Consider the following 3,321-nt stretch of genomic DNA (forward strand, 5'->3'; position numbering starts at 1 on the left):
GTCACGGCTTCGGTCAGGGCGCTGACAACCCTGGATTGCTGCTCCATGCTCAGGCCCATCCAAAGCGGCAGGCGGATAAGGCGCGCCGAAAGATCATCGGTGACGCGCAGATCGCCATGCGGCCTTGAATATCTTTTGCCCGCCGGTGAATCATGGAGGGGCACATAGTGGAAAACGGCGTTTATCCCTTTGGCCTTCAGCCGCTTCAACACGGCCTGCCGGTCGACCCGCTCCGCCAGAAGAACATAGTACATATGAGCATTATGCTGGCATTCCGGTGGGATAATCGGCAGGCGAAGAACCCCCTGTCGCTCCAGATCCTGCAAGGCGTCATGGTAATTCTGCCATAGGCCGAGCCTGCCTTGCGTGATCTTTTCGGCCTGCTCGAGTTGCGCCCAGAGAAAAGCCGCAACCAGATCGCCCGGCAGATAGGACGAACCAACTTCCTGCCAGGTATATTTATCGACCTCTCCCCGAAAGAAACGACTGCGATCGGTTCCTTTTTCCCGGATGATTTCCGCGCGCTGGATGAAAGTGGGATCGTTGACCAGAAGCGCGCCGCCTTCCCCCGAAATGACATTCTTGGTTTCGTGGAAGCTCAGCGTGCCGAGATCCCCGATGGCCCCGAGAAAGCGCCCCTTATAGCTGGCCATGGCGCCCTGGGCGGCGTCCTCTACGACCTTGAGCGAATGACGCCGGGCAATATCGAGGATGGTGTCCATCTCGCAGGCGACGCCGGCATAGTGGACGGCCACGATGGCCTTGGTCCGGGGGGTTATCGCCGCCTCGATGAGCTGTTCGTCGAGGTTGAGCGTATCGGGTCGGATATCCACGAAGACCGGAACGCCGCCTCGAAGCACGAAGGCATTAGCCGTCGAGACGAACGTAAACGCCGGCATGATAACCTCGTCGCCCGGCTCTATATCGAGCAGCAGCGCCGCCATCTCCAGGGCCGCTGTGCAGGAATGGGTCAGCAGCGCCCGCGCGGTTCCCGTAGATTGCTCCAGCCACGCGTGGCATTTTTTCGAGAACGGGCCATCGCCGGCAAGAACGAAGTGCTTCTTCGCCTCTTCGATATACTGGAACTCTTTACCGGTCATGAAGGGCCGGTTGAACTCTATCCTGTCGATCACAGCATCCCCCAAGATGACGCGTCAGTCATTGTCTCTGTTGCCGTCATACTGGACGCTGGTCCTTTAACGCCACAACAAGTCTGGAGCCCCCGATCGGCAGGCGCAGGCCCAGGCGGACGAAGAATGCCTCCAGCCGCATGATCCAGGTGAGCACTCCATTCAGCCAACCGGGAATCCTGAATTCAGAAAGCGGGTCGGCGTCTGCGGACCGGCCGCGCCCCAAAAGTCGCGATACCAGCATTAGCGGCAGAAGAAACGTCACGAATGAGGTCGAATCCACCACCCGGAAGCCCGCAGCCTCTATCGCAGTGTGCAACGCTGGAGCCGAGTAGCGACGCTCGTGTTGCGAATAGACATCCACCTCGCTCCACAGCCATTGATGCTGCGGAACGGTCACTATCAGCACTCCGCCAGGCCGGGCCGCCTTGTATAATTGCCGAAGAACAAGATCGTCCTGCTTGATATGTTCGATGACGTCGAAGGCTGCGACGACATCGAAATGCTCTTTGAAGGGAATGTTGCGAGCATCCATTTGCAGAAATTCCGCCGATGGCAGGCTCTTTCTGGCGAGGGTCAGGCCGCTGGTGAGCATTTCGCTTCCGGACAAATGTGCCTCGGGAAATGCCTGCCCCACACCCTCCATGACGTATCCGGTGCCACAGCCGACTTCGAAATAGGCGGAAACATCGGGGCGATGAAGCCTGATGAAGAAAACGATCAGGTCGCGGCGAACCGTGAACCAGAAATGGTGCCGCTCCAGGCCGTGATACTCATCATAGAATTCTGCCTTGTAGCCCTCCTCCGACGCCGCCATCTCGGGCGCGAAGGCGATGAGGCCATCTATCCGCTGCGGGCTATGCCCGCACTCCCGGCATTCGTGCGTAAGGGAATCGAACTCGGCATGGCAGGCCCCGCATTCTCTCACGGATGGATCCTCGAATCGGTGCCCTGTGGGCGGCTAAAGACAAAAACCCGCAGCAGAACAAATTGAAAGCCCGCGACCACGAATATCGCAGCGAACTGCACATAGGCATGATTGAGTTTGAGGAAGTCTACGAAAAACAGCAGCAAGGCCAGATTCAGCCCGTATCCCAGCGCGTTGGTAAAAATATAGCGCAGTCCGGCACGCGCCATATTCCCTTCATGCCTGAACGACCAGAATCTATTGCCCAAAAAACCGATGCACACCACCAGCCCATAAAGCAGGGACATGGCGATCTTGGGATCGACGCCCTGATGCGTAAGGCCAAGATAGGCAAGGTATCCGATAAGATTGGTCGCTGCGCCCACGCAGGCATAGCGCATCAGAGGGACCAATACTTCCCTCGACGGCCACGGGATCATTCGCTATCCAGAACGGCGATACCAAATCCCGTCTTGCCGTAATCATTGCCGTTATAGAGCAGATATCTGTTGTCCCCGTGGTCGAAGATGAAAGGGTAGCAGATCATCTGCGAATCCCAGCCTGATTCGGACACATCGATCCCCACAAGGGAATCCCGTCGCCTCCAGGCCACGCCATCTTCCGATTCCGCATAGCGCAGCCTATAGGTTGAAACGTCCTCGGTGGCGCGCGAGCAGAACCACATCTTATAGGTCGCGCCATCCCGCTTCACACGCGGCACGCCCAGCGCATATTCGAATTCGTCGCGGAAACCGATGGCCACGACGCCATCGCGCTGCCAATCGATGCCGTCGGCAGATTCGGCATATTCCAGGTTATAGAAATGCTTGGCGCCCTCCGGCCGCTCCTCCCAGCGGACACAGGAGGTAAACCAGGCACGGAAGCGCTCTCCGTCATGCAGGACTTCCGGCGTGGCAACGAAATGGGGCTGGACGCGGGTTCGGTCGATCACGGGGCCGGGGAAAAGACGCACGAACCGATGCTCGCTCTCGTTCCACTCGGCCAGCCCTATGGAATTGCGGATCTTCACGGTGACGCCCAGATTGATGCCCGTATAGTAGAGGAGCTTGCGCCCTCCCACCTCCACAATTGAATTGGGCAGTGCGCCGCTATCATCGAAACAGCCCAGCTCACCCGGCTCCAGGATCGGGTCCTTGTGCAGATACAGCACTTTGGTGGGCTGGCGCATATCGACCTCGACATAACCGCCATGGCCACGATTTTGCGTATCCCGCGAGGAGAAATAGAACCTGTAGCGATCCCCTTCGATCTGTTCGGCAATGG

4 protein-coding genes are annotated in these 3,321 nt (G+C 58.3%); all 4 read right to left on the bottom strand.

All coding sequences use genetic code 11. The annotated features are described in order from the left end of the window. A partial coding sequence (gene rffA, locus VDP82_RS16075) for a dTDP-4-amino-4,6-dideoxygalactose transaminase (protein WP_323015843.1) occupies positions 1-1,100 on the bottom strand: 1,100 nt, incomplete at its 3' end. 76 nt (positions 1,101-1,176) lie between these two features. Next, positions 1,177-2,058 (bottom strand): class I SAM-dependent methyltransferase, encoded by an 882-nt coding sequence (locus VDP82_RS16080; protein ID WP_323015840.1) that lies wholly within the window; start codon positions 2,056-2,058, stop codon positions 1,177-1,179. Further along, a complete protein-coding gene (locus VDP82_RS16085) occupies positions 2,055-2,438 on the bottom strand; it encodes a GtrA family protein (RefSeq protein WP_323015841.1) in 384 nt (127 codons plus the stop codon). The genes VDP82_RS16080 and VDP82_RS16085 overlap by 4 nt, the downstream gene beginning before the upstream one ends. Before the next feature lie 35 nt (positions 2,439-2,473). After that, a partial coding sequence (locus VDP82_RS16090) for a hypothetical protein (protein WP_323015842.1) occupies positions 2,474-3,321 on the bottom strand: 848 nt, incomplete at its 5' end.

Origin of the sequence: Devosia sp., assembly GCF_034675085.1 — a bacterium.
Classification (GTDB): domain Bacteria; phylum Pseudomonadota; class Alphaproteobacteria; order Rhizobiales; family Devosiaceae; genus Devosia.